The sequence below is a fragment of the Actinoplanes aureus genome, assembly GCF_015704865.1.
Classification (GTDB): Bacteria; Actinomycetota; Actinomycetes; order Mycobacteriales; family Micromonosporaceae; genus Actinoplanes; species Actinoplanes aureus.
Map to the genome: position 1 here is coordinate 259380 of NZ_JADQTO010000011.1, position 20282 is coordinate 279661.

20 protein-coding genes are annotated in these 20282 nt (G+C 71.0%); 7 read left to right on the forward strand and 13 right to left on the reverse strand.

The window, feature by feature from the left end; translation table 11 throughout:
* Positions 1 to 39: 39 nt before the first annotated feature.
* Both I4J89_RS24310 and I4J89_RS24315 read left to right on the forward strand, forming a co-directional pair.
* The gene (locus I4J89_RS24310) at positions 40 to 1155 is read left to right on the forward strand and encodes a serine hydrolase domain-containing protein (RefSeq protein WP_196416350.1); all 1116 of its coding nucleotides are present in this window, start codon (positions 40 to 42) and stop codon (positions 1153 to 1155) included.
* Positions 1152 to 1826: a DUF4097 family beta strand repeat-containing protein gene (locus tag I4J89_RS24315; RefSeq protein ID WP_196416351.1), complete on the forward strand. Its 675-nt coding sequence runs from the start codon at positions 1152 to 1154 to the stop codon at positions 1824 to 1826. Before I4J89_RS24310 ends, I4J89_RS24315 begins: the two co-directional genes overlap by 4 nt.
* Here I4J89_RS24315 and ligD read toward each other — a convergent pair.
* Positions 1804 to 2793: a non-homologous end-joining DNA ligase gene (gene ligD, locus I4J89_RS24320; protein ID WP_196416352.1), complete on the reverse strand. Its 990-nt coding sequence runs from the start codon at positions 2791 to 2793 to the stop codon at positions 1804 to 1806. The genes I4J89_RS24315 and ligD overlap by 23 nt on opposite strands.
* A 225-nt stretch (positions 2794 to 3018) precedes the next feature.
* Here ligD and I4J89_RS24325 point away from each other — a divergent pair, with 225 nt between their 5' ends.
* Positions 3019 to 3681: a GntR family transcriptional regulator gene (locus tag I4J89_RS24325; RefSeq protein WP_196416353.1), complete on the forward strand. Its 663-nt coding sequence runs from the start codon at positions 3019 to 3021 to the stop codon at positions 3679 to 3681.
* On the opposite strand, the gene I4J89_RS24330 is transcribed toward I4J89_RS24325, so the two are convergent.
* Positions 3682 to 4677, reverse strand: coding sequence for a LacI family DNA-binding transcriptional regulator (locus I4J89_RS24330; RefSeq protein WP_196416354.1), 996 nt, complete (start codon positions 4675 to 4677; stop codon positions 3682 to 3684).
* A 73-nt stretch (positions 4678 to 4750) separates the two neighbouring features.
* On the opposite strand from I4J89_RS24330, the gene I4J89_RS24335 reads away from it, so the two are divergent.
* Complete coding sequence (locus I4J89_RS24335) at positions 4751 to 5983, forward strand: MFS transporter (protein ID WP_196416355.1); 1233 nt, start codon at positions 4751 to 4753, stop codon at positions 5981 to 5983.
* 476 nt (positions 5984 to 6459) lie between these two features.
* On the opposite strand, the gene I4J89_RS24340 is transcribed toward I4J89_RS24335, so the two are convergent.
* From I4J89_RS24340 to I4J89_RS24375, 8 genes are all read right to left on the reverse strand, one after another.
* The gene (locus tag I4J89_RS24340; RefSeq protein WP_196416356.1) at positions 6460 to 7281 is read right to left on the reverse strand and encodes a hypothetical protein; all 822 of its coding nucleotides are present in this window, start codon (positions 7279 to 7281) and stop codon (positions 6460 to 6462) included.
* 199 nt (positions 7282 to 7480) lie between these two features.
* Entirely contained in the window at positions 7481 to 9820 is a 2340-nt protein-coding gene (locus I4J89_RS24345) for an ATP-binding cassette domain-containing protein (protein WP_196416357.1), read from the reverse strand.
* 11 nt (positions 9821 to 9831) lie between these two features.
* Positions 9832 to 10170 carry a VOC family protein gene (locus I4J89_RS24350; protein WP_196416358.1) on the reverse strand — a complete coding sequence of 113 codons (339 nt, stop codon included), beginning with the start codon at positions 10168 to 10170 and terminating at the stop codon, positions 9832 to 9834.
* Between the two features lie 70 nt (positions 10171 to 10240).
* Positions 10241 to 10642, reverse strand: coding sequence for a hypothetical protein (locus I4J89_RS24355; protein WP_196416359.1), 402 nt, complete (start codon positions 10640 to 10642; stop codon positions 10241 to 10243).
* Positions 10639 to 10824, reverse strand: a complete 186-nt coding sequence (locus I4J89_RS24360; RefSeq protein ID WP_196416360.1) for a hypothetical protein — start codon at positions 10822 to 10824, stop codon at positions 10639 to 10641. The genes I4J89_RS24355 and I4J89_RS24360 overlap by 4 nt, the downstream gene beginning before the upstream one ends.
* Before the next feature lie 19 nt (positions 10825 to 10843).
* Entirely contained in the window at positions 10844 to 12043 is a 1200-nt protein-coding gene (locus tag I4J89_RS24365; protein ID WP_196416361.1) for a M50 family metallopeptidase, read from the reverse strand.
* Between the two features lie 277 nt (positions 12044 to 12320).
* Positions 12321 to 13130 carry a YybH family protein gene (locus I4J89_RS24370; RefSeq protein WP_196416362.1) on the reverse strand — a complete coding sequence of 270 codons (810 nt, stop codon included), beginning with the start codon at positions 13128 to 13130 and terminating at the stop codon, positions 12321 to 12323.
* 38 nt (positions 13131 to 13168) lie between these two features.
* Positions 13169 to 14077 carry an RNA polymerase subunit sigma-70 gene (locus tag I4J89_RS24375; protein WP_196416363.1) on the reverse strand — a complete coding sequence of 303 codons (909 nt, stop codon included), beginning with the start codon at positions 14075 to 14077 and terminating at the stop codon, positions 13169 to 13171.
* 48 nt (positions 14078 to 14125) lie between these two features.
* Between I4J89_RS24375 and I4J89_RS24380 the strand changes: the two genes are divergently transcribed.
* Complete coding sequence (locus tag I4J89_RS24380; protein WP_196416364.1) at positions 14126 to 14704, forward strand: cadmium resistance transporter; 579 nt, start codon at positions 14126 to 14128, stop codon at positions 14702 to 14704.
* A gap of 7 nt (positions 14705 to 14711) precedes the next feature.
* Here the strand turns inward: I4J89_RS24380 and I4J89_RS24385 are convergent, their stop codons facing one another.
* Genes I4J89_RS24385 through I4J89_RS24395 form a run of 3 tightly spaced genes read right to left on the reverse strand, consistent with a single transcriptional unit; the run spans position 14712 to position 17718 of the window.
* Positions 14712 to 15029 carry a hypothetical protein gene (locus I4J89_RS24385; RefSeq protein ID WP_196416365.1) on the reverse strand — a complete coding sequence of 106 codons (318 nt, stop codon included), beginning with the start codon at positions 15027 to 15029 and terminating at the stop codon, positions 14712 to 14714.
* Complete coding sequence (locus I4J89_RS24390) at positions 15026 to 16423, reverse strand: glucose-6-phosphate dehydrogenase (RefSeq protein WP_196416366.1); 1398 nt, start codon at positions 16421 to 16423, stop codon at positions 15026 to 15028. Before I4J89_RS24390 ends, I4J89_RS24385 begins: the two co-directional genes overlap by 4 nt.
* A 2-nt stretch (positions 16424 to 16425) precedes the next feature.
* Positions 16426 to 17718: an NAD(P)/FAD-dependent oxidoreductase gene (locus I4J89_RS24395; RefSeq protein WP_196416367.1), complete on the reverse strand. Its 1293-nt coding sequence runs from the start codon at positions 17716 to 17718 to the stop codon at positions 16426 to 16428.
* Between the two features lie 71 nt (positions 17719 to 17789).
* On the opposite strand from I4J89_RS24395, the gene I4J89_RS24400 reads away from it, so the two are divergent.
* Together I4J89_RS24400 and I4J89_RS24405 are read left to right on the forward strand one after the other, a co-directional pair.
* Complete coding sequence (locus I4J89_RS24400) at positions 17790 to 19232, forward strand: cytochrome ubiquinol oxidase subunit I (protein WP_196416368.1); 1443 nt, start codon at positions 17790 to 17792, stop codon at positions 19230 to 19232.
* Entirely contained in the window at positions 19229 to 20278 is a 1050-nt protein-coding gene (locus I4J89_RS24405) for a cytochrome d ubiquinol oxidase subunit II (protein WP_196416369.1), read from the forward strand. Before I4J89_RS24400 ends, I4J89_RS24405 begins: the two co-directional genes overlap by 4 nt.
* The last annotated feature ends 4 nt before the right edge of the window (positions 20279 to 20282 follow it).

The window sequence follows — 20282 nt, forward strand, 5'->3', positions numbered from 1 at the left end:
CGTTGCCCGTCCCGTCCCGGACCTGCGAGCGTGAGGCATATGGCAGCGTTCACCGTACGTCTCCTGACCGCCCTGGTCCTTCTCCTGCCGGGTTCCGCGGCAGCGGCGGCGGGCACCGATCCGTTGCGGCGGGCGCTGGACGGCCTCGTCGCAGCGGGCGCCCCCGGCGCGCTGCTGCTCGACCGGGACGGCCGGCACACGGCCCGGCTGACCAGCGGCGTCGCCGATCTGGCCACCGGGCGACCGGCCCGGATCACCGATCGGTTCCGGGCCGCCAGCCTGATGAAGAGCTACACCGCCGTCGTCGTGCTGCAACTGGTGCAGGAGCGGCGGCTGGGGCTCGACGACGCGGTCGACCGGCTGCTGCCCGGCGTGATCCCGCACGGCTACGGGCGCGGCGTCACCGTTCGTCACCTGCTGCAGAACACCAGTGGGCTGTTCAACTTCAACGACGATCCGCGGGTGCTCGCCCCGTACCTGGCCGGCGACCTGGGCCACGTCTGGACGCCGCAGCAGCTGCTGGACATCGCGTTCGAGCATCCGCCGCTGTACCGGCCGGGCACCGGGTTCAACTACTCGGACACGAACTTCTTCCTCGCCGCGTACATCGTGGAGGCGGTCACCGGCCGTAGCTTCGACCATGAGCTTCGCGCCCGGATCCTGCGGCCGCTGCGCCTGACCGGCACGGACCTGCCGCGCACCGCCGACATCTGGGGTCCGCACCTGCACGGATACTTCCCGCTCGGCGATCCGCCGGTGGCGACCGACCTGACCTACCTGTACCCGTGGGCATGGGCGGCCGGCGGCCTGACCAGCACCGTCACCGACACCGCCAGGTTCTACCGGGCGCTGTTCGGTGGCGAGCTGCTGGGTCCGAGGCTGATGCGGGAGATGATGACGAACACCGTCCCGGACCCGGACACCGACCTGCCCAGCAGTTCCGGGCTCGGCGTGCAGCGCTGGACCCCGTGCGGCGTGGCCTGGGGGCACAGCGGCAACGTGGCCGGCTACCTGGTCTACGCCTGGATCAGCCCGGACACCCGGCGCCAGACGGTCCTCGCGATCAACGGTGACCCGCAGTTGCTCGGGGCGGCCGGGATGGCGGTCTACAACGACGTGCTGATCCGCGCCTTCTGCGGCCGGCGATCACCATGACGCGTCGCGTCCTGCTCCTGCTGGTGGCACTGGCCGCCCTGCCCGCCTGCTCGGCCGGCACCAGCACCGACGAGCAGTCTTACCAGATCGATCAACCGGTCGACGCCCTGGTCGTCGACGCCCGGGCCGCCGCGATCACGGTCGAGGCGGGCGACGGCCCGGTCACCGTCACCGAGCGGTTCCGGTACGCCGAGGACCGTCCGAGAACGGCACACCGCGTCGAGGCCACCACGTTGACCCTGACCGAAACCGGCTGCGGCGGCGGCGACGTCCGGTGCGAGGTGGAGTACCGGATCCGGGTGCCGGCCGCCACCCGCAGCGAGGTCACCGCGAAGGCCGGGGCGGTGACGCTGACCGGGCTGGCCGGCGACGTGCGGGTGACGACCGAGGCCGGCGCGGTGCGCGGCAGCGGATTGGCCGGTCCGGAGGTGACGGTCAACAGCCGGGCCGGCGCCACCGAGCTGGAGTTCACGAAGGCGCCGACCGCCCTGGCGGTCGGCACCGAGGTGGGCGCGGTTAGCCTGCGCCTGCCGCCCGGGGTTGCCTACGCGGTCACGGTCGCCACCGAGGTCGGCCGGTCGAAGGTCTCGGTCGACCAGGATCCCGGCTCGGCGCACCGGATCGAGGTGCGGACCAAGGCGGGTGCCGTCACCGTTGAGCAGGCCTCATGACCTCTGGGAGTTGGGCGGACGTGGCGTCCCGGTCGTCGAGCACACCGCGATACACCGGGTGCCGCAGCTGGGTGCCGCCCGTCCACGACCGGTAGGCGACGCGCGCCACCACCTGTGGGTCGACCCAGGTCGCCTCCGCCATGGCGACGCTCTCGGCATGGCCGGTCGGCGGGTTACTGCGGCGCAACGGTGCGAGCCGCTCCTGCAACTGCTGACGGGCCGCGCCGGACAGGCCGCTGCCCACCCGGCCGATCAGGTGCAGGTGCCCGGTCCGGTCGTACGCGCCGACGACGAGCGCGCCGATCGTGCCGCGCAGGCGACCGCGGCCGGGAAGCCACCCGCACACCACCACGTCGGCCACGTGGGGAATGACCGTCTTGACCCACGTCCTGCACCGTTGACCCGGCAGGTACGGCGAGGTCAGCCGTTTGCAGACGATGCCCTCCAGGTTGTACTCCTGCGCCGCCGCGTACAGCTCGGCGGCTCCGTCGACGAACGCCGGTGTGGTGTCCACGCCGGGGGCCCGCAGCCGCAAGTCCTCCAGCATCGCCCGGCGCTCGGTGTAGGGCGCCGCCATCACCTCCTGCTGGTCGATGACGAGCAGGTCGAACACGTACAGGGTGGCCGGCGCCGCCCGCAGCAGCCGGGGGCTGGGATCGCGTACGCCGATGCGCTGTTGCAGGAGGGCGAAGTCCGAGGCTCCCGCGGTGTTGAGCACCACCAGCTCGCCGTCGAGTGCGACCCGCCGGCCGCCGAGCAGGTCGGGCAGCACGGCCAGTTCCGGGAACGCTCCGGTGATGTCCTGGCCGGTCCGGCTGCGGAGCCGCCACCGGCCGTCGACGGCCGTGACGCCGGCTCGCATCCCGTCGTGCTTGATCTCCGCCGCCCATCCGGCCCCCACCGGTACCGGGCCGGGTGTGGCCAGCATCGGGGCGATGGCGGACGGCAACCTCGTGGCGGCGCACATGCTGTGATCTTGAGGAGATCCCGGTGTGCGGCGCAGCTAAATCGGCAGGTCTGGACGGATCGAGGCGGCCGCCCACAAGGGGCGACCGCCTCGATCGCGCGTCGACTCGGAGCCTAAACCGACCTGCGCCGGCGTCCCCCCGTTCGGCTCCAGCGACGCCGGAATCGTATACGATTCGTCGAGGATATACGATCCCCTGAGGGGCGTCCAGAGGGGGTGTGCACGATGCAGCTCTCCTCCGAGGGCCTGTCGAAGCACGAGGCGGTCTACCGTGCGCTGCGCGAGGCCATCGTGAACGGGCGGTACGGTCCCGGCGACCGTCTGGTCCTCAGCGTCATCGCCCGCGACCTGGACGTCAGCCCGGTCCCGGTGCGCGAGGCGATGCGGCGTCTCGAGGCCGAGAGCCTGGTGACCTTCGAGCGCAACGTCGGCGCCCGGGTCAACACCCTCGACGGCGAGGCCTGGGAGCAGCTCGTCGAGATGCTCGCCCTGCTCGACGGCTACGCGGTCGTCCGGGCGCAGCGCCGGATCACCCCGGCCGCGCTGGACGAGGCCCAGGAGCTCAACGACGCTCTGCGTGACCAGGCCGCCGGGCCGACGGACCACGAGCGGGTCATGTCGCTGCACCGCCGGTTCCATCGGGTGATCTACGCCTGCGGCGACAACGAGTACCTCATCGAGTCGCTGGACAGCCTCTGGGACCGGATCGACGCCTCCCGGGTGCTGGCCTCGGAGTACCCGGCGAAGCGCCTGGCCAGCGCGGTCGACGAGCACGACGACCTGCTGCGCCAGCTGCGGGCCCGCGATGTGTCGCCGGCCGAATTGGAACGTTGCACCCGGCAGCACAGCCTCAACGCGATCCTCGCGATCCGGGGCCGGCTGCGCTGATCAGGCCGGGCCGGTGGTGCCGCGTACCACCAGGCGCGGCGGGATCACCACCTCGCGCTGGGTGACCGGCGCCCCCTCGATCCGCTCGACCGCCCGGCTGAGCGCCCGGCCGGCCATCGCGTCCACGTCCTGCGCGATCGTGGTCAGGTCGATGTGCGCCAACCGGCTGAAGCTGCTGTCGTCGTAGCCGACCACGCTGATGTCGCCCGGCACGTCCAGGCCGTCGCGGCGCAGCACGTCGAGCAGGCCGGTGGCGCACAGGTCGTTGAAGACGGTGACCGCGGTCGGCGGGCCGTCCCGCAACGCCGCGGCGGCGCGCGCACCGTCCTCCTCGCCCGCGCCGCCGGGCAGCACCCGGACGTGCTCGGACAGCCCGTGCCGCCGCATCGCCTCGTGATAGCCCAGGCGGCGTTCCGCCGAGCCGTGGATGCCGCCGCCGTCGACGTGCGCGATCCGGCGGTGCCCGAGCGCCACCAGATGGTCGACGGCCTGCTGGGAGCCGAGGTGATCGTCGGTACGGACCACGTCGACGTCCCGGTGCCGCACCCCGCGCATCATGGTGACCACCGGCAGCCGGGCGGCGACGCCGGCCAGCTCGGCGGTGCGCATCCGCCCGCCGAACAGCACGAGCGCCTCGCACCGGTCCTGGAGCAGGCCCTCGACGGCGGTGTGCTCGTCACGCCGGGGGGTCACGGCGCTCAGCGTCAGCTCGTACCCCACCCGGCCGGCGGCGTCGTAGAGGCCGGTCAGCAGGTCGTGGTGGAACGGGTGCCGCACGTCGAAGACGACGCCGAGCAGGCGGGTACGGCCGCTGCGTAGCAGGCGGGCCCGGCTGTCCGGCTGATAGCCCAGCCGCCGGGCCACCTCCAGGACGCGCTCCCGGGTGGCCGCCCCGGCGCCCGGCGCGCCGCGCATGACGATCGACACCAGGGCGACCGACACCCCGGCCTCGGCGGCGACGTCGGCGAGGGTAGTCCGGCGATCTCCTGCGTGCACGGGGGAATCCTACTTTGTGATCACTAGAACGTTCTATCGGCGCGCGGACTAGAACGTTCTAGAGTCGATCTTCGTGGACACACTGACCGCCGGCCGCCGCTGGGCGGCCCTGCTCGCTCTCTCCCTGGGCGGCTTCGGGCTCGGGCTGACCGAGTTCGCCGCCATGGGACTGCTCCCGCAGATCGCCCAGGACCTGCTTCCCGCCGAGTACGCGCGCTCCGCCCCGGACGCCGTCGCCACCGCCGGCTGGATGATCACCATCTACGCGCTGGGCGTCGTGGTCGGTGCACCCACCATCGCCGCGCTCACCGCCCGCGCACCCCGCCGGGGCCTGGTAGTCGGACTGCTCGGTCTCTTCGTGATCGGCACCGCCGCGTCCGCGCTCGCGCCCACCTTCGAGCTGGTGCTGGCCGGTCGTTTCGTAGCCGCTCTCGCCCACGGCGCCTACTTCGGCGCGGCCGGCATCCTCGCCGCGAACATCCTCGGCCCCGGCAACCACGGTCGAGGCGTCGCTATCGTGATCGGCGGCCTGACCGCGGCGAACCTGCTCGGCGTACCGCTGATCACCGCACTCGGGCAGGCACACGGCTGGCGTCTCGCGTACCTCGCTGTCGCTCTTGCTTTTGCCCTCACCCTCCTCGCCGTGCTCGCCACCGTGCCGCCGGTCGCCGCCGCCCCCGGCGGCTCACCCCGCGCCGAACTACGCGCCTTCCGCTCACCGCATGTCTGGCTGGTCGCGCTGGTCGTCGCCGTCGGCACCAGCGGCTTCTTCACGGTGAACAGCTATGTTGCGCCGGTGACCACCGAGGTGACCGGCCTGCCCGCCACCGCCGTCCCCTGGGTGATGGCGGTGATGGGCCTCGGCATGACCGCCGGCATCGCCGTCGGCGGCATCGCCGCCGACCGCGACCTGCGCCGCAGCGTGCTGTTCGGCTTCGCCGGCCTGCTCGGCTCGGCCGGTTTCTTCGCGGTCACCGCCGCCAACCCGGCCGGCCTGTTCCTCGGCGCGTTCCTGGTCGGCGCCGCCAGCCTCTTCATCGTCCCGGCCTTGCAGGCACAACTCATCGCCGCCGCACCCGGCGCCCAGCTGATGGGCGCGGCGGTCAACCAGTCCGCACTCAACATCGCCAACGGCGTCGGCGCCGCCCTGGGCGGCGCCGCCATCGCCGCCGGCTGGGGCTACCTCTCCTCAGCCTGGATCGGGGTCGGCCTCACCGTGGTCGGCCTTGTGCTGGCCCTGCTCAGCCTGCGGTTCTCGGCGCGCTCCGAGGCGCCGGTTCCGCATCGCGAGGCGGTCCCGGTCTGACGCTCTTCTTCCGGTACGCCCCACACCTCCCACCCAACCGGCGCCGCCCCGCCGTGCCCGCGCGGCCGCCAGCCCACACCCGGCCGCAGCGCGGCCGCCGGGCCCATGCAGCCGGTTCCGCTCGCGGCACCGGCACCGCCCCGCACTGCGGCACGGCGATGTAGTCGGCGCCCACCCGAGCCGGCGCGTTGACTCTCGCGCAGCCGCTGTTCGTGCCGGCCAGGAGGCCCAACGTGGGTGCTGTCCGGCGGCCGTTGAGACAGCGTTGAGCGTGGGCCAAGCAAGATCGAGCCTGACTACGGAAGCTCCCGGTCGGGGCGGCCTGCTTCGCGGCGGCGACCACGAGACGCTCCGGACTCGACATCGCCAACGGCGTTGGCGCCGGCTGGGGCTATCTCCTCAGCCTGGATCGGCCCTGCTCAGCTTCCGGCTGCGGGAGGACGCGGCCACGCCGTCGGATCCGGTCTTGATCTGACTCACCGCACTTGGTGACGTCTCAATGCGCGACCGGCAAGAAACAAGAGCGCGCTCAAGGCAGCCGCCGAAAATGTGAAGGAGAGCCCCAGGCGGTCGGACCGGGCGGGGTTCAGAAAGACCTCGAGCGCGCTGACGACGAGCGGCCTCAAATCCACAAATGGTACGGCGTTATAGATCAGAGCGTCCGTGATGATCACCACCAGGAATGCTCCCCACTTCAGCAGGGAAGTCAGTGCGAGCAACGGGAATCGCTCCGACCAGCCGACCCATGCGCCGGAGACGAACCACCAGAATGCGACCGTCATGGATCGGCCGATTCTCTCGGCGCCCCACCGGCCGAAGTCGTAGGGCGTTTCGAAGAAGCTGATCGGTCCGCCGCTCGGTCCGGTGGAAAGCCACGTCGCCAAGAGTGCGGCGAACTGGGCCACCAGGGCGAAGAACGAGACGGCACCCAACGCCGTGTCCCACCATCCGGGCCCGCCCTGGGTCACCGCTATCACCGCGTCGTCCTTCAGGCTACCGCTCCGGCCCGTGCCTGCTTCCGACGCTACCGAGATCAGGGTGATGCCGACGTGGAGAACGGCGTGGGCGAACGTGCCGAGCACTCCAGCGAAGACCATGGCCAGCGCGATCACGGTAGCCGTGCCGAGGCGTTCGTAGCGGGCGCTCTCAGCGCCGGGACCGCCTAGGCGTAACCGTGCACGAACCTCTGGTGGGACGGGATCGATTCGCCACGGATCCCGCCAGGGTGAAGTGGCATTGTGATATGCCATTCGGTAGGCAGACTCGCTGTAGAAAATCGGCACCGGGTGGAGCGTCATGAGTCTGACGGTAACCGCGGCCGTCCATTGAGGATCAGCGCGCGGCCGGTGCCGTTTACTTCGACTTCCGGGCGATCGCGCAGGTAGATCAACCGAAGCCGGTGGTCCGGCTTCGAAAGAATGCGGACAGCGCCGGCGCGAATATCACCCGGAAGGGTGAGCCGGCCCGGCGGCTGATTCCCGCCGGGCCGGTGAAGAATCAGCCGATGTATTCGGCCAGGTGCTTGCCGGTGAGGGTGTTCTTCGCCGCCACCAGGTCGGCCGGGGTGCCCTCGAAGACGATGCGGCCGCCGTCATGGCCGGCGCCCGGGCCCAGGTCGATGATCCAATCGGCGTGGGCCATCACGGCCTGGTGGTGTTCGATGACCAGCACCGACTTGCCGGCGTCGACCAGGCGATCCAGCAGGGCCAGCAGCTGCTCGACGTCGGCCAGGTGCAGACCGGTGGTCGGCTCGTCGAGGATGTAGATGCCGCCCTTCTCGCCCATGTTGGTGGCCAGCTTGAGCCGCTGCCGTTCGCCGCCGGACAGGGTGGTCAGTGGCTGGCCCAGGCTCAGGTAGCCGAGCCCGACGTCGGCCAGCCGCGACAGGATGTTGTGTGCCGCCGGGATGCGCGCCTCGCCGGCGCCGAAGAACTCCTCGGCCTCGGCGATCGACATGCCGAGCACCTCGCTGATGTCGCGGCCGCCGAGGTGGTAGTCGAGCACCGACGCCTCGAACCGCTTGCCCTCGCACACCTCGCACGGAGTCGCCACGGTGTCCATGATCCCCAGCTCGGTGTAGATGACACCGTTGCCGTTGCAGTTCGGGCAGGCGCCCTCGGAGTTGGCGCTGAACAGGGCGGGTTTCACCCCGTTCGCCTTGGCGAAGGCCTTGCGGATCGGTTCGAGCAGGCCGGTATAGGTCGCCGGATTCGAACGACGCGAGCCGCGGATCGCGCCCTGGTCGATGGCGACCACGCCGTCGCGGCCGGCCACCGAGCCGTGGATGAGCGAGCTCTTGCCGGAGCCGGCCACCCCGGTGACGACGACGAGCACGCCGAGCGGGATGTCGACGTCGACGTTCTGCAGGTTGTGCGTGCCGGCGCCGCGTACCTGGAGTTTGCCGGTGGGCCTGCGGACGTCCTTTTTGAGGGAGGCCCGGTCGTCGAGGTGGCGGCCGGTGAGGGTGCCGCTGGCCCGCAGCCCGTCGAGGGTGCCCTCGAAGCAGATGGTGCCGCCGGCCGTCCCGGCGCCGGGGCCGAGGTCGACGACGTGGTCGGCGATCGCGATGGCCTCCGGCTTGTGCTCGACGACGAGGACCGTGTTGCCCTTGTCGCGCAGCCGCAGCAGCAGGTCGTTCATCCGTGCGATGTCGTGCGGGTGCAGGCCGATCGTCGGCTCGTCGAAGACGTACGTGACGTCGGTGAGCGCCGACCCGAGGTGCCGGATCATCTTGGTGCGCTGCGCCTCACCGCCGGAGAGAGTGCCGGCCGGCCGTTCCAGGGACAGGTAGCCGAGGCCGATCTCGACGAACGAGTCCAGGGTGTGGCCGAGCTTGTCGAGCAGCGGGGCCACCGAGGGCTCGTCGAGGTCGCGTACCCAGTCGGCCAGGTCGCTGATCTGCATGGCGCACGCGTCGGCGATGCTGATCCCCTTGATCTTCGAGGACCGGGCGTGCTCGGCGAGCCGGCTGCCGCCGCACTCGGGGCAGGCGGTGAAGGTGATCACCCGCTCCACGAAGGCGCGGATGTGCGGCTGCATCGCGTCGACGTCCTTGGACAGCATCGACTTCTGGATCGACGGGATCAGGCCGGAGTAGGTCAGGTTGATCCCGTCGACCTTGATCTTGGTGGGCTCCTTGTAGAGGAGGTCGTTCAGTTCCTTCTTGGTGAACTTGCTGATCGGCTTGTCCGGGTCGAAGTAGCCGCAGCCGCGGAAGATCCGCCCGAACCAGCCGTCCATGCTGTAACCGGGGATGGTCAGCGCGCCCTCGTTGAGCGACTTGCTGTCGTCGTACAGCTCGGTCAGGTCGAAGTCGGTCACCGAGCCGCGGCCCTCGCAGCGCGGGCACATGCCGCCGGTGATGCTGAACGAGCGCCGCTCCTTGGTGACCACCCCGGCCTTCTCGATCTTCACGGCGCCCGCGCCCGAGATGGAGGCGACGTTGAACGAGAAGGCCTGTGGCGAGCCGATATACGGCTTCCCGAGCCGGCTGAACAGGATGCGCAGCATCGCGTTGGCGTCGGTGACCGTGCCGACCGTGGAGCGCGGGTTGGAGCCCATCCGCTCCTGGTCGACGAGGATCGCCGTGGTCAGGCCCTCGAGCACGTCCACGTCCGGCCGCGCCATGGTCGGCATGAAGCCCTGCACGAACGAGCTGTAGGTCTCGTTGATCAGCCGCTGCGACTCGGCGGCGATCGTGCCGAAGACCAGCGAACTCTTACCCGACCCGGACACGCCGGTGAAGACCGTCAGCTGGTGCTTCGGGATCTCGACGCTGACGTCCTTCAGGTTGTTCACCCGGGCGCCGTGCACGCGGATCAGGCGGTGCTCGCTCATTCTTTCTCCCCCTAGATGCTGTCCTGGATCAACCCGAGAACGTTACCGTCCAGATCGGTGAACGAGGCCACCAGACGGCCCCCGCCGACGTTCTTCGGTGCGTCCTTCACGGTGGCGCCGGCTGCGGTCACCTCGGCCAGCTTCGCCTCGATGTCCGGAACATGCCAGTAGGCCACCGGCGACGTCATGCCCTGCGGGCCACCCTTCGGCACGAGGCCGATGTGCTGGCCCTCGACGTCGTAGCCGACGTACCACTCGCCGTCGGCCTGCGGGGCCACGCCGAGCAGAGCGGTGTAGATCGCCTTCGCCTTGGTCAGGTCGGCGACCGGGTGCAGTACGGTCTTGATCATGGTCACTCCTCTCGTGTACCCACCACGCTAGGTGTGCCCTGGTGACACGGCTTCTTGATTCCTGACAGGCTTACCGGTCGAACTGCAGGGCGATCCGCCCACCGGCCACGCCGGCGTACCAGCTCGCGTCGCGGGTCAGCACGTCGACGCCGGCGTCCAGGGCCAGCATCGCCGCCGACGCCCGGTCCGGGCTCCCGAGGATGCCGCGCAGCGTGGTCAGCGCCAGCCAGTCAGCGGGGTCGTCGGCCAGCAGGGTCACCGCGCGGTGACCGATCAGGATCTCCAGGTGGGCCTGTTGCAGCATTCCGGTGGAATGCGCCGCCTCGACCAGGCAGGGGAGCGGCAGGATGACCGCGCCGTACTCGTCGTCGATCTCGGCGATCAGCTCACCGACCGCGACCGAGCCACGCACCCAGCCGACGACCGCCGAGGCGTCCAGCACCAGCCGGACCGCCCGTTTCTTTTCGGTCACGCGGCCGGTGCCGGCCGCCGGCGGATCTCGGCGAGGAACGCCGCCCGCTCGGCGTGGTCGCGCCGGGCGTCGGCGTCGCGCAGGCGCTCGCTGGCGCGGGCCTTGCCCTCAGCGGTGACCGGCACGCCGAGCTCGGCGAGCACCTCGGTCATGCTGCGCTGGGCGCTGGTGTCCTGCTCCACGGGGCCAGAGTACCCCAGGTCACTGGATGGTGATCGGATTGATCACGTCGGCCGTGACCGTGAGCAGGGTAAACGCGGCGCCGATCAGGATGACCGCGTAGGTCAGCGGCATCAGCTTGTAGTAGTCGACCCGCCCCGGGTCCGGCCGTCCCCGCCGCGCGGCGAGCCAGGACCGGGCCCGCTCGAACCACCAGACGGCGATGTGCCCGCCGTCCAGCGGTAGCAGCGGGAGCAGGTTGAAGAACCCCATGAACACGTTCAGCCCGATGAAGATCATTAGAACCGTCGACCAGAGGCCCAGCGAGGCCGCCTCACCGCCGATCAGACTGGCCCCGACCACGCTGATCGGGGTGTCCGGGTCGCGTTCGCCGCCGGTGATCGACCGCCACAGCGCCGGCACCTTCGCCGGGATGCGCTTGGCCGCGTCCACGGTCTGCCCGGCCAGCCAGCCCGAGTACGTCACGGTCGCCCCGAACGCCCCGGCCGGCCCGTAGGTCACCTCCGGCGGCGCGGAGACCCGCAAGTCGACGCCGAGCACGGTGACCGGGCCCCGCGCGACGAGGTCGGCCGACACCGTCCCCGGTTGCCCGTCCCGGGTGTAGGCGATCACGGCCGGTCCGGGGGCGCTCTGCCGGACGACGCGCACCAGCTCGCCGTAGGACCCGATCGGCACGCCGTTCACCGCGGTCAGCACGTCACCGTCGCGCAGCCCGGCCGCCCTCGCCGGCGACACCGGATCAGCGGCGGTGCAGGCCCGCGCGGCGTCCGCGGTCAGGCAGTCCCCGACCGCGATCGCGGCCGGCTGCGCGCTGAAGTCGGCCGGCGTCCGCGGATACGCCAGGTTCGGCAGGCCGACGAACGCCGCCGCGAACCACAACGCGACGATCGCCAGCCCGAACTGCGTCAGCGCGCCGGACGCCATCACCACGGTCCGCTGCCACAGCGGGAACCGCCACATCGCCAGATGCCGGTCGGCCGGCTCCACCGGGTCGTCCGGCACCATCCCGGCGATCTTGCAGAACCCGCCGACCGGGATCGCCTTCAGCCCGTACTCCGTGCCGCCGCGCCGCCACGAGAACACCGTCGGCCCGTACCCGACGAAGTACCGCTTCACCCGCATCCCGAACCGCTTCGCCGACACCATGTGCCCGGCCTCGTGCAGGCTGAACGAAACCAGCACAGCCATCGCGAACGCGATCGTGAACAGCACCCTCGACATCAGCACACTCTAAAGACCGCGGTGGTCCGGGTGGGCTTTCCGCTCACGCCTTTTCGCCGGTACGGGCGCCGGCCGTCCCGCCGATGCCGTGGCCGTCCCGCCGCTCCCGCGCGATCCGGCACGGCGAGATGCCCCAGCGCGCCCGCCGGGAAACGCCGGTGGGGTTGCGCAACCACCTGCATGGGCCCGGCGCTCGCGCTGGGGCGTCTCCCCGCGCCTGATCGCGGGGGGAGGGCGGGTACCCCGTGGATTTCGGGGGAGTGCGAAACGCGTACCTCTACGGTTTCAGATCTGTGCGGGCCTCGCCGGTCGCCGGCTCGAGCGGATAGCTGAGGTGCTGGTGCACCATCTCCCACCGGCCGCCGGCGCGCCGGAAGACACGCGTGCCCCGGGACCAGGTCTCGGGCGCGCCGTCGGCGCGGACCCGGTTGAGGCCCCAGGCGACCGCCAGGTCGCCGTCGGTGACCACGGTCAGATCCGGTACCTGCCAGGTCACCTCGCCGGCGCCGGCCTCCAGGCCGCGCCGGCACACCTCGCGCACCTGGTCGCGGCCGGTGTAGGCGAGAGGCGTCTCGTGCTCGTAGGACACCACGTCCGTGGCGATCGGGGCCATCAGCGCGTCCAGGTCCTTCGCCGCGGTGGCGGCGAACCAGGAATCGTGCAGGTCCCGGATCTCCCGCTCCGACTCGGCCGCGTCGGTGAGCGGGAACGAGTGGTGCTCGTGGGCGATCAGCCAGCGGCCGGCCTCCTTGCACAGGCCCAGCGTGATGCGCAGGCGGTGGCCGGGATGGCGGGCGAGGGCGGCCGGCGAGCCGCAGCGCAGCAGCAGGTGCGCGTACGCGGTGTCGGCGCCCGCCGTGACCTCGGCCTGGACGAGTTCGAAGACCGACCCGCTCCGGATCCAGTCGAAGAACGGCGGCCAGGTCTCGCGGTAGGCGTCGATGCCGCGGACGCCGTCCTGCGGCGGCGGTACGTCGAACATGACGATGTCGTCGGCGTGGCCGGCCAGGACGCCGTCCAGGTCGGTGGCGCGGATGGCGGCCACCCAGCGTTCGATCAGTTCAGTGATCGTCTTTTCGTCGCTCATGCCGGTACAACCCGGCGGGCGGCGCGAATCCATCGCGATCAGGAGGGCAATTTCGCGGGCAGGCCGAACGTGGTCAGGTCGGCGTCGAGGAAGGAGACCACCTCGGCGATGCCGTCCGGGCGCAGGCGCAGCAGGTCGAGGCCGCCGGGCAGGTACGCGGCCCGGTCGTCGTCCCAGCGGTAGGTGCCGAACGTGATCTGCCCGTTCGCGGCGGCCGGCCGGAACCGCCACCGGTAGGAGAGCGGCCCGCCGTCCTCGGACAGGAAGCCGCGGATCGCCGGGCGGCCGTGGTAGGCCAGCGGCAGCGGCGGCATCGAGTACCGGGCGTCGTCGGTCAGCATCCCGACGATGGCGTCGACGTCGCCGGACTCCCAGGCGGCCGTGTACCGGCGGGCCAGATCCAGGACTGCCGGCTCGCCGAGGTCACTGATCGTCGCCTGCTGGCTGGGTCCCGGGTGCGCCTCGGCGAGGGCCTTGCGGGCCCGCTGCATGGCGCTGTCCACGGCGCCGACGCTCGAGCCCAGCTGCCCGGCCACCTCCCGCGAGCTGAAACCGAGCACGTCACGCAGCAGGAGCACGGCCCGCTGCCTGGCGGAGAGGCGCTGCAACGCCACGACGAAGGAGAGCTCGATGGTCTCCCGGGCCACGGTGCGGGCCTCCGGGCCGAGGTGGTCGTCGGCGTACGGCTCCAGCCAGGCCGCGTCGGTGCCGGTGGGCAGTTCGCGGCGGGCCCGGCCGGTGAGCATCGTGAGGCAGCGGTTGGTGGCGATCCGGAACAGCCACGCCCGCGGATTGTCCCGGCCGTCGAGGCGGTCGAACGCCTTCCAGGCCCGGACCAGGGTCTCCTGGAGAGCGTCGTCGGCGTCGTGGACCGAGCCGAGCATCCGGTAGCAGTGCGCGTGCAGCTCCGGCCGCAGCGGTGCGATCAGGGCGTCGAACGCGTCCACGGACCCATCATTCCAGGAGCCGGACGGCTTCTTGGATCATGGACGGCTATGGAGCTGTCCACCCTGGGCCAGGCGGCCGGCATGTTCGCGGTGACCAACATCGACGATCTGGTGCTGCTGGCCGTCTTCTTCGCCGCAGGCGGGAGCAGCGCTTGGCGGGTGGTCGCGGGACAGTACCTCGGATTTCTAGGCATCCTGGCGGTGTCGGTGGTCGGGGCGCTCGGCGCCGGGCTGCTGCCGGACGCCGCCGTGCCGTACCTCGGGTTGTTGCCGCTCGCCCTCGGCGTGCGTGCCGCCTGGCGGGTCTGGCGGGACCGCGGCGAAGAGGACGACGAGGCTCCGGACGCCGTCGGCGTCCTCCAGGTCGCCGCGGTGACCTTTGCCAACGGCGGCGACAACATCGGCGTCTACGTGCCGGTCTTCACCGTCGCCGGGATCGGCGGCATGACCGCCTACATCGCCGTCTTCCTGGTGGGCGTGGCGGTCTGGTGCGCCGCCAGCTGGTTCCTCGCCACCCGGCCGCTGGTGGCGAGGACCCTGGCCCGCTGGGGGCACATCGTCCTGCCGGTGGTGCTGATCGCGATCGGCCTGGTCATCCTGGTCGAGGGTGGCGCGTTCGGCCTCTAGCGTGGGCTCACACCGGCCAGCGGTGCCGCCCGACCGTGGCCAGGCGAAGTGCCGCGGGCTGCCAGGTGCCGTCGGCGTTGAACAGCACTCGCACCACCACCGGCTGGCCGCCGAGATGGGCCGAGACGGTCGCCGAGCGGGCGGTCAGGCCAAGGATCTCGCCGCCGTCGAGGGACAGGCCGGGCACACCGGCGACCGCGGTCTCGACCCGGGGCCACACCGTCCCCGGATCGGCCGGGGCGACGGTGTGGGTGAGCCGGCGGCGTACCGGCCGGCGGTGCCGGTTGCCGTTGTTGCCGGGGTCGCGGTGCGGCAGGACGGTCATGGCGTCACCCATGGGCCGTGCCAGCCGCCGTGGTCGGCGACGAGCCGGTCGGCGCCGGGCGGCCCCCACGTTCCCGGCGCGTACGTCTCGACCGGCGGCGGGTTGTCGATGAGCGGCTGCATGATCCGCCAGGTCTCCTCGACGCCGTCCTGGCGCTGGAAGCGGGTGCTGTTGCCGAGCAGCGCCGCGTGCAGCAGCACCTCGTACGGCGTCGGCCCCTCCCCGCCCTCCTGGGCGAACTCCATGTCCAGGGTGACCGGTTCGGGTCCGTCCGCGTCCGAGCGGTGCGCCTGCAGTTTCAGGCGCAGCCCGGTCGACGGGTCCAGCTTGACCACCAGCTGGTCCGGTTCCGGCTGGTGTATCCCGCCGGGCAGTCGCAGGCCCAGTTTCGGCGGGCGTTTGAAGACCAGCCGGAACTCGGTCTGGGTGACCGGCAGCCGTTTTCCGGTACGGATGAAGAACGGCACTCCCGACCAGCGCCAGTTGTCGATGTCGAGGCGTATCGCGGCGTAGGTCTCGGTCTGCGAGTCCGGCGCGACACCGGGAATCGAGCGGTAACCGTCGTACTGGCCGCGGACGTACTTCGCCGGGTCCGCCGTCTCGACCGCGCGCCAGAGTGCCAGCTGGGTGTTCTTGAGCTGGTCGATGTCGCCGCCGGCGGGCGATTCCATGGCGCCGGCGGAGACGACCTGCATGAGGTGGTTGACGACGACGTCGCGGACGGCGCCGACCGGGTCGTAGAAGTGGCCGCGGTCCTCGACGCCGAAGCTCTCCGCCATGGTGATCTCGACGGATTCGACGTAGTTGCGGTTCCAGACCGGCTCCAGCATGGTGTTGGCGAACCGGAAGTAGAGCAGTTCCTCCAGGCCCATTTTTCCGAGGAAGTGGTCGATCCGGTACAGCTGCGACTCGTCGACGTGCTGGTGGATCTCCGCGGCCAGGGCCTTCGCTGAATCGGTGTCGTGGCCGAACGGTTTTTCCACGACGATTCGTCCGGCGCGGATTAGTTCGGCTTCGGCTAATCCCTGAGTGACGCGCGCGAACAGGAACGGCGGAATCTCCAGGTAGTACACCGGTACCGCGGCGCCGCCGATCGCCTCGCCGACCCGGCGGTAGGTGGCCGGGTCCCCGAAGTCGCCGCTGAGATAGCTCATCCGCCCGGTCAGCCGCTCGAACGCCTCCTCCTCGATCTTCTCGCCGGTGCCCTCGATCGCGGCGCGGGCGTGCGCGACCAGGTCCTCCCGCGTCCAGTCGTTGACCGCCACACCGAGGATCGGGCAGTCGAGCAGGCGGCGCAGCTCGAGGCGGTACAGCGAGCGGAAGGTCATCACCTTGGCCAGGTCGCCGGTGATGCCGAAGATGACGAGGACGTCACCCCGTGTGTTCGGTGCCATCGTCAGTCGCCCTTTCGGATGCGTGGCTGGTCGATCGTGGCGGGATCGAGGAGTTCGGCCGAGCGGTGTGCGGGCCGGAGGTAGAAGTCGTCGAGCCAGGCGGCGAAGGCGCGCATCTCGGCGCCGGCGTTGGCCAGCAGCTGCGCGTGCACGCCGAGCCAGGCGGCGAAGGCGAACCGGCCCTTGAGTTCGTGCCGGTGCGGGCCGATCTCGGCGACCGCGGCCTTGCGGCCGATCATCGCCATGATGCCTTTGTCCCTGTAGTGGAAGGGTTGCCGGTGCTCGCCCTCGATGTCGGCGATGATGTTGCCGGCCGCCCAGTCGCCGGCCTGCTGTGCGACGCTGCCGAGCTGGGGGAGGGCCTCGCCGTCGGCGGCCGGGATGTTGGCGATGTCGCCGAGCGCGTACACCTTGGGAAAGCCGGGGACGGTGAGGTCCGGGCGTACGTCGATGCGGCCGCCGCGCCCCTGTGGCAGGCCGGACCGGAAGGCGAGCGGTGCGGCCATCTGGCCGCCGCCCCAGACCACGAGGCGGGTCTTGATCTCGGTGCCGTCGTTGAGGGTGACGCCGTCGGCGGTGACCTCCTTCACCGGGACGCCGAGGCGCAGCTCGACACCGCGGCGTTTGAGCTGCTTGACGGCGTAGCCGTGCGCGTCGTCGGAGAACGCGGTGAGCACGGTGTGGCCCAGGTCGACCAGGATGACCCGGGCACCGGCGATGGCCAGGTGCGGGTAGACGTGCGGCATCACGTCGTGCACGATCTCGGCCAGCGCACCGGCGGTCTCCACCCCGGTGGGGCCGCCGCCGACCACCACGAAGGTGAGCGCGCCGTCGTCGATCAGCTCCGCTTTCGCCGCGGCGTCGCGGAACAGTTCCAGGAGCCGCCCGCGGACCCGTTCCGCGTCGTCGAGGCTGTACAGCGGCAGGGTGTGCTGCTCCGCGCCCGGAGTGTGGAAGAAGTTCGGCTGCGCGCCGGCGCCGAGCACCAGCACGTCGGCGGGGACCGTGCTGTCGTCGGCGAGCGTCACCGACGGCGTGTGCGGGTCGATCGAGACGACGTCGCCGGTACGCGTCTCCACGTTGGCGTGCCGGGCGAACATCTCGTCCAGCTCGAACCGGATGTCGCGCGGTGCCAGTTCGGCCGTGGCGATCTGGTACAGCAGCGGCTGGAACTGGTGGTAGCCGTTGCGGTCGAGCAGGGTCACCTGGGCGCGCGGCTCGGCCGCCAGCCGCCGCGCGCAGGCCACCCCGGCGAACCCCGCACCGACTATGACGACCCGGGTCGTGCCGGCCATCGTTGACTCCTTCCGACGGTTGCGTTGGCAATCGTCGGCCGGTACCGGTGGGGCGGCCTCACCCCGGGTGGATGAGGTGGGAACTCACGGCGCTGACCCATCGTGGAGCGGTGAATCCGGACCTGCTCGCCGCTCCCGCCCAGCTGTTGCCCGCCCGGGAGCAGATGGCATTGACGCTGATGTTTCACATCGTCTTCGTACCGTTCGGGATCGCGCTGCCCACGCTGATGCTGATCGCGAACTACAAGGGCCTCAAACGCAACGACACGGTGGCGTTGACGCTGGCCCGGCGCTGGTCGCACGCCGCCGGGCTGACCTTCGCCGTGGGCGCCGCGTCGGGCACGGTGCTGTCGTTCGAGATGGGCCTGCTGTGGCCCGGGCTGACCGGCCGGTTCGGCGAGGTGTTCGGCCTGCCGTTCGCGATCGAGGGCGTCCTGTTCTTCCTCGAGGCGATCCTGGTCGCCGTCTACATCTACGGGTGGCGGCGGGTCAAGCCGTGGACCCACTTCTGGCTGGGCCTGCCGATCCCGTTCGTGGCGATCGGCGGCGCGTTCTCGATCATCTCGGCGAACGCCTGGATGAACCAGCCGACCGGGTTCGAGATCGACGCGAACGGGCAGATCACCAACGTCGACCCGATCCAGGCGATCTTCAACGACGCGTTGCCGTACGAGTTCGCGCACTTCCTGGTCGCCGCGTACATGGCCGCGGCGTTCACGGTGGCGTCGATCTACGTGGTCGGCTGGCTGAAAGGCCGCCGCGACCGGTATCACCGGCTGGGCATCCTCATCCCGCTGACCATCGGCGCCGTGCTGGTCCCGGTGCAGTTCGTCGTCGGTGACCTGACCGCGGTCGCGGTTTTCAAGGATCAGCCGGTCAAGTTCGCCGCGATGGAGGCCGTCACCACGTCCGGCGCTCATCAGCCGGAGGTGTTGTTCGGCCGGTACGACAGCGCGACCAACACGGTCGACGGCGGCATCTCCATCCCCGGGCTCAATTCGTGGCTCGCTGGTGGTAGCACCAGCACCTACGTGCAGGGCCTCGACCAGGTGCCGGCGGAGGATCGGCCGTCGAACGTGAACATCGTGCACTGGGCGTTCGACGTCATGGTCGGCATCGGCACCGTGCTGATGCTGCTTTCCCTCTGGTTCGGCCTCGCCTACTGGCGAAAACGCGATGTGCCGGACAATCGGCTGTTCCTGTGGTTCGCGGCGAGTGCCGGGGTGCTGACGTACATCGCTGTCGAGGCCGGCTGGATCGTGACCGAGGTGGGCCGCCAGCCCTGGATCGTCTACAACATCATGCGTACCGAGGACGCGGTCACCGCTACCGGCGCCGGGACGCTGTGGATCAGCTTCACCGCGATCGCCGTGCTCTACCTGTCCCTGGCCGTCGGCACGGTGACCGTGCTGCGGGCCATGTCCCGCCGCTGGCGCGACACCGACCACACCGATGACGACCTGGCGGTCTACGGCCCCCGCCCGGCCATCGACGACACGGAGGTCCTCCGATGAGCGCCGACGTCGCCGTGGCCGGGATCATGGTGCTGGCCATCACCCTGTACGCGTGCACCGGCATCGCCGACTACGGCGCCGGGTTCTGGGACCTGACCGCCGGCGGACGCGACCGTGGCCGCCTGCCGCGCTCGCTGATCGACAACGCCCTCACGCCGGTCTGGGAGGCGAACCACGTCTGGCTGATCTACGTGCTGGTGGTCTGCTGGACCGGGTTCGGCAGCACGTTCGCGTCGGTGATGTCCACGCTGTACATTCCGCTCGCGCTCGCCCTGCTGGGGATCGTGCTGCGGGCCGCCGGGTTCGCGATGAGCAAGGACGCCACCCGGGCCCGGATGCGGCACCTGGCCGGCCGGCTGTTCGGGATCGGCTCGTTCCTCACGCCGTTCTGCCTGGGTACCGCCGTCGGCGCGGTGCTCGCCGGCCGGATCCCGGTCGGCAACGCCGCCGGCAACGAGATCACCAGCTGGCTCAACCCCACCTCGATCCTGGCCGGCCTGCTGACGGTGGCGATCGGCGCGTACGCCTCGGCGGTCTACCTGCTCGCCGAAGCACACCGGCACGATGTCGCCGGCCTGGACGGCTACTTCCGCGTCCGGGCCCGCGTCGCCGGCGTCACCGGGCTGCTGCTCGGCATCGCCGTGCTGGTCGCGTTGAGCTTCGACGAGCAGCAGATGTTCGACCGGGTGGTGCAGCGGAGCTGGCCCCTGCTGCTGCTCAGCCTGGGCCTGCTGTTCGGGTCGTTCTGGCTGGCCACCGGCGTCCGGGTGTGGCTGATGCGGCTGGTCAGCGCCGGCGGCATCGCGGCGCTCGTGTGGGCGTGGGCGGTGGCCCAGTACCCGTACCTGCTGCCGTTCTCGCTGACCATTCAGGCCGGCGCCGCCGACGCGGCGACGACCCGCTGGTTGCTCATCTGGTTCGTCGCCGCGCTGCTGCTGGTCGTACCGGCTCTGGCCCTGCTGTTCTGGCTGGACCAGCAGGGCGACCTGGGCGAGGACCCGACCACGTCACGGCCGGAGCCGCTCGAGACCGGGACGATCCGGTAGCCGG

Excerpts from the sequence above, each read along its gene's own strand:
- I4J89_RS24310 (WP_196416350.1), top strand. The coding sequence starts at position 40 with ATGGCAGCGTTCACCGTACGTCTCCTGACCGCCCTGGTCCTTCTCCTG.
- I4J89_RS24315 (WP_196416351.1), top strand. The coding sequence starts at position 1,152 with ATGACGCGTCGCGTCCTGCTCCTGCTGGTGGCACTGGCCGCCCTGCCC.
- ligD (WP_196416352.1), bottom strand. The coding sequence starts at position 2,793 with ATGTGCGCCGCCACGAGGTTGCCGTCCGCCATCGCCCCGATGCTGGCC.
- I4J89_RS24325 (WP_196416353.1), top strand. The coding sequence starts at position 3,019 with ATGCAGCTCTCCTCCGAGGGCCTGTCGAAGCACGAGGCGGTCTACCGT.
- I4J89_RS24340 (WP_196416356.1), bottom strand. The coding sequence starts at position 7,281 with ATGACGCTCCACCCGGTGCCGATTTTCTACAGCGAGTCTGCCTACCGA.
- I4J89_RS24345 (WP_196416357.1), bottom strand. The coding sequence starts at position 9,820 with ATGAGCGAGCACCGCCTGATCCGCGTGCACGGCGCCCGGGTGAACAAC.
- I4J89_RS24350 (WP_196416358.1), bottom strand. The coding sequence starts at position 10,170 with ATGATCAAGACCGTACTGCACCCGGTCGCCGACCTGACCAAGGCGAAG.
- I4J89_RS24365 (WP_196416361.1), bottom strand. The coding sequence starts at position 12,043 with ATGTCGAGGGTGCTGTTCACGATCGCGTTCGCGATGGCTGTGCTGGTT.
- I4J89_RS24370 (WP_196416362.1), bottom strand. The coding sequence starts at position 13,130 with ATGAGCGACGAAAAGACGATCACTGAACTGATCGAACGCTGGGTGGCC.
- I4J89_RS24380 (WP_196416364.1), top strand. The coding sequence starts at position 14,126 with ATGGAGCTGTCCACCCTGGGCCAGGCGGCCGGCATGTTCGCGGTGACC.
- I4J89_RS24385 (WP_196416365.1), bottom strand. The coding sequence starts at position 15,029 with ATGACCGTCCTGCCGCACCGCGACCCCGGCAACAACGGCAACCGGCAC.
- I4J89_RS24390 (WP_196416366.1), bottom strand. The coding sequence starts at position 16,423 with ATGGCACCGAACACACGGGGTGACGTCCTCGTCATCTTCGGCATCACC.
- I4J89_RS24395 (WP_196416367.1), bottom strand. The coding sequence starts at position 17,718 with ATGGCCGGCACGACCCGGGTCGTCATAGTCGGTGCGGGGTTCGCCGGG.
- I4J89_RS24400 (WP_196416368.1), top strand. The coding sequence starts at position 17,790 with ATGAGGTGGGAACTCACGGCGCTGACCCATCGTGGAGCGGTGAATCCG.
- I4J89_RS24405 (WP_196416369.1), top strand. The coding sequence starts at position 19,229 with ATGAGCGCCGACGTCGCCGTGGCCGGGATCATGGTGCTGGCCATCACC.